Source organism: Citrobacter sp. MGH104 (assembly GCF_001034485.1).
Taxonomy (GTDB): Bacteria; Pseudomonadota; Gammaproteobacteria; order Enterobacterales; family Enterobacteriaceae; genus Citrobacter; species Citrobacter freundii.
Genome location: NZ_KQ089821.1, coordinates 1 through 3,660, shown reverse-complemented (window position 1 = coordinate 3,660; position 3,660 = coordinate 1). Strand labels below are relative to the sequence as shown.

6 protein-coding genes and 1 pseudogene are annotated in these 3,660 nt (G+C 44.5%); 4 read left to right on the top strand and 3 right to left on the bottom strand.

Translation table 11 applies throughout. The annotated features are described in order from the left end of the window. On the top strand, positions 1–404 hold a 404-nt coding region (locus SK34_RS24885), incomplete at its 5' end, for a hypothetical protein (RefSeq protein ID WP_197081268.1). Positions 405–746: 342 nt separating this feature from the next. Here the strand turns inward: SK34_RS24885 and SK34_RS23175 are convergent. The 3 genes from SK34_RS23175 to SK34_RS23165 all read right to left on the bottom strand — a co-directional run bounded on the left by SK34_RS23175 (position 747) and on the right by SK34_RS23165 (position 2,157). Continuing rightward, on the bottom strand, positions 747–1,235 hold the full coding sequence (locus SK34_RS23175; protein WP_048234305.1) for a hypothetical protein: 489 nt from the start codon (positions 1,233–1,235) through the stop codon (positions 747–749). Between the two features lie 299 nt (positions 1,236–1,534). Then, the gene (locus SK34_RS23170) at positions 1,535–1,966 is read right to left on the bottom strand and encodes an excisionase family DNA-binding protein (protein WP_048234304.1); all 432 of its coding nucleotides are present in this window, start codon (positions 1,964–1,966) and stop codon (positions 1,535–1,537) included. Then, positions 1,966–2,157, bottom strand: coding sequence for a Rop family plasmid primer RNA-binding protein (locus SK34_RS23165; protein WP_048234308.1), 192 nt, complete (start codon positions 2,155–2,157; stop codon positions 1,966–1,968). The genes SK34_RS23170 and SK34_RS23165 overlap by 1 nt, the downstream gene beginning before the upstream one ends. A 416-nt stretch (positions 2,158–2,573) precedes the next feature. Here SK34_RS23165 and SK34_RS25080 point away from each other — a divergent pair. The 3 genes and pseudogenes from SK34_RS25080 to SK34_RS25075 all read left to right on the top strand — a co-directional run. Beyond that, positions 2,574–2,686 (top strand): annotated as a pseudogene (locus tag SK34_RS25080) (replication initiation protein). A gap of 303 nt (positions 2,687–2,989) precedes the next feature. Further along, entirely contained in the window at positions 2,990–3,472 is a 483-nt protein-coding gene (locus SK34_RS23160; RefSeq protein WP_048234302.1) for a hypothetical protein, read from the top strand. Further along, the coding region (locus tag SK34_RS25075; RefSeq protein WP_048234300.1) for a hypothetical protein at positions 3,472–3,660 on the top strand (189 nt) is incomplete at its 3' end. The genes SK34_RS23160 and SK34_RS25075, both read left to right, overlap by 1 nt.

Below are 3,660 nucleotides of genomic sequence, written 5' to 3'. Positions count from 1 at the left end.
TAGCGTGTGGCATCTACGCTGGCTATGTAATAATTTACATGCTGCTTTCAGATAAATTTTCCTCATGGGATAAAGAATCTGGAATATCAAAAGCAAAAGCTACAGCCTCATCCAACTTGGCTCTGTGTGAGAAATATAAAGATTGTATGCTGGTAGTTCATCATTTGGCGCTGGATTGTATAACGAATGATAAAAAAGGGAAGGAACTACGTTATCAGTTAAACATCATTATAACTCAGCTATCTGAAGCAGTTTTCGATTCTAAAAAATCAACCAACGTGTATAAGGGCGATGAACAAAAAGAAAGCAAAGAACAAAAACAAGCCTCGGAATTAGCATTAGAGAAAGTCATAGGGAAAGCAATTTCCAATGAAAAACAAGATAACAACAGCAAAGCCAACTAGAAAATCTACAGAACACGATGAGAACCAAACAGCTTTCTCTAGTTGTTCAACTATAAAGAGTTTTCGGCCCCTTCGGGGGCCTTTGTTTGGTGCTGCGACTAAGCCAGATTTACCATAATGCGTCATTACGCGCACCACTCAGACGGCCTGAGCGCGTTTCTGACGGCAGAACGGTAAAACAGGCAACAAACCACCCGGAAAACCGCCAGAAACGCAGGGGATGAATTCTGAGAGAGTGAATGGCTATGCACCCGTCTGCATGGCTCAGGTTTTGATAGAAAACAGTCGGTGTAAAGGCGATTTTGATCGGTTTTCTAGCCAAGTAATTCAGTTCAATAACGCCTACCGGTTCCGTTCCCTGCCATAAAAGGTCAGTTCCCCGTTCCTGATTTGCAAAACGCCCCGTGCTAACTTCCCAGCCACATAAGAGCGGTGCATCTCATCATGCCTCCGTCGGATCTCCTCAGCCGTCATCGACCTGATATCCAGATCCGAAAACTCTCTCTTAAACTCCGCTCCCAGAAATTTCAGGTCGTCGATAAGGGTCGCAAACCATTCTTTCACCGTTTTATCTCCACACTGGTAAGCCATTAAGATAACAGTCTGGCACAGGCTGGCGAAAGAAAGCGGTGAACGGGCACGCAATTTATTGCGGGTCCGTAAGGCGCTGGCAGGGTGTCGGGGCGCAGCCATGACAGGTCTTTTATCCATTACACCGAGCAGGGAAAGAGGCTGATAATGCGTCACACAAACAGAAAAAGGGTATACCAGGCGCAATCCCTTATCCTGTGCGGCATTGCAGCCCTCAGAGCAGTGTTTCGGGTATACCATGCCAGTAAACACCTGGTATACCGCCTACAGGCCTTATCACGACTGGATTTAACGGCATAAAAACAGATACAGGTATACCATTTCAGACAAGGGGTGGTATACCCCCGGAAGCCTTTGCTGGCAAGGCTTCCGGCTGAGCAGTGTATACTGCGTGGGGTGTGACACGATTTATTGGCCTTTATCAGCCATCAGAAATCAAACATGCGGGCAAAGCAGTCTGATGGGAAAGTATAAACCTCCATATCCGGTGATAGTCTGGCTGCTGGCCGAGCGCTATGACCGGAATGCGTGGTAATGACTTAATGGGATTTCCAGAATTGCCACCAGGCCTTTGCAGGAACACTCTGTGGGTCAGAAGCGCTCTGTTTATGCTCCAGAAGTTGCATGGCCTGACGAAGTGAACTGATATGCTCATCCCGGGCATTCACCGCATCTTTAAGGGCGGCATTCTCCGCCTGTAAAAGCGTTAACTGATGCTGTAAAGGCTGTAAAAAATCACTGTTAAGCGACGTAGACATGTCGTCAAATTTTACAGCATCACTGTTACCAATATTTACAATATCAATAGAACCAAAAACACGAATAAGCTCAGCCGTATCAATGGTTTTTACGGGTTTACCATGCTTTACAACTGAGGTGTAACTTAGTTCACCAGACTTAAGTAGCTTGTAAATTGTTGGGCGACTGACACTGACAAGACGTGCCGCTTCGCTAATGGATACACGGGCCATTACAAATCCTCTTGAAAATCATCCAGACGAATAGCCAGAGTACGAAAGAGCTGTTCAGCATCCTCATGTAGTTTTTCGCACAGGTCGGCCTCAGTATCGAGATCCAGTTCGTTGAGCTTCTCCAGCAAAAGCAGGGATTGCGCCTGAATGAATTTAGCCATATTCAATGCCGTTCTCTGTTGCTTTGTAATCACAGCGTCAGTGCTCCAAGTCATCTCCGGTTCTTTTCCGCTTCCTCGACCGTTCGCTCGCTACGCTCGGTCACTTGTCTGCGGCGAGCGGACGGATCTTTGTAAGTGATAAATAAGGTTGGCGGCAAGCGTAACCAAAAGACAGGAAAGGAACGATAAAGCCACGCCCGGCAGGGCGTTTTTCCATAGGCTTCGCCCCCCTGACGAGCATCACATAATCAGACGCTCAAATCAGTGGTGGCGAAACCCGACAGGACTATAAAGATACCAGGCGTTTCCCCCTGATGGCTCCCTCGTGCGCTCTCCTGTTCCTGCCTTTCGGTTTACCGGTGTCATTCCGCTGTTATGGCCGCGGTTCTCTCATTCCACGCCTGACACTCAGTTCCGTGAAGGCAGTTCGCTCCAAGCTGGACTGTATGCACGAACCCCCCGTTCAGTCCGACCGCTGCGTCTTTTCCGGTAACTATCTCTTGAGTCCAACCCGGAAGGACACGACTTATCGCCACTGGCAGCAGCCACTGGTAACTGATTTAGAGGAGTTAGTCTTGAAGTTATGCGCCGGTTAAGGCTAAACTGAAAGAACAAGTTTTGGTTACTGCGCTCCTCATAAGCCAGTTACCTCGGTTCAAAGAGCGCCAACTCTTGGAACCTTCGAAAAAACCGCCCGCCAAGGCGGTTTTTTCGTTTAAACGCCCCCAGATTACTACCCAGATGAGATGATCACAAGATTGACGTGCTAGATAATGTCATTGAGGTTAAAATCACAGCTCCGTCGGTTATTTTTAACCGTGGCATATGGAATATTTAAGATATATTGTAATTGGAAACTAAAATGTCAAAAAAGAAAAGGGTCGTTTCATTATTTCTATCTATATTGCAAATAAAAGCGATAAAAAACATAGAGCTTGACGATGAACATAAAAAATTCATCACCGGGGTAGCCCCAGAAGATGGGGATTTAATTGCAGGTGATTTTATATATGATAATATAAAATATTCATTCATTGATGGGTGTTCTTCCATATTAGGGGTTCACAGAATATCTTGCAACTTTACGTTTGAAGTCAAAAGTGATACAAGTATTTCCTCAATAGAAAAACACATAAACAATTTCAATCTATACAGGATTGGAATAAAAGCTTCATTTATTTCACTGGAAAAAGAAACTTTAAAGGTACAATTTTCCATAGACTTTATAAGCTATTCTGACGGTTCGTTTTTATCTAAAGATCGAATAATAAATTCATTAGACCTCTTGGACTCCTCAGCTGAATATTTATGGGGTTCGGCGAAGGAAATCATGAAGGATAAATAATGACATGGTCAAAGGTTTTATCCTTCCTACTAAATGTGTTCCTTTCTACCTACTTATTCAAAACATTAGTAGATGAGAAGGTAGATTTAAAACTAGCGTGTGGCATCTACGCTGGCTATGTAATAATTTACATGCTGCTTTCAGATAAATTTTCCTCATGGGATAAAGAATCTGGAATATCAAAAGCA

Bases quoted from the DNA above. Each gene is read 5' to 3' on its own strand.
- SK34_RS23170 (WP_048234304.1), bottom strand. From the start codon at position 1,966: ATGGCCCGTGTATCCATTAGCGAAGCGGCACGTCTTGTCAGTGTCAGT.
- SK34_RS23160 (WP_048234302.1), top strand. From the start codon at position 2,990: ATGTCAAAAAAGAAAAGGGTCGTTTCATTATTTCTATCTATATTGCAA.
- SK34_RS23175 (WP_048234305.1), bottom strand. From the start codon at position 1,235: ATGGTATACCCGAAACACTGCTCTGAGGGCTGCAATGCCGCACAGGAT.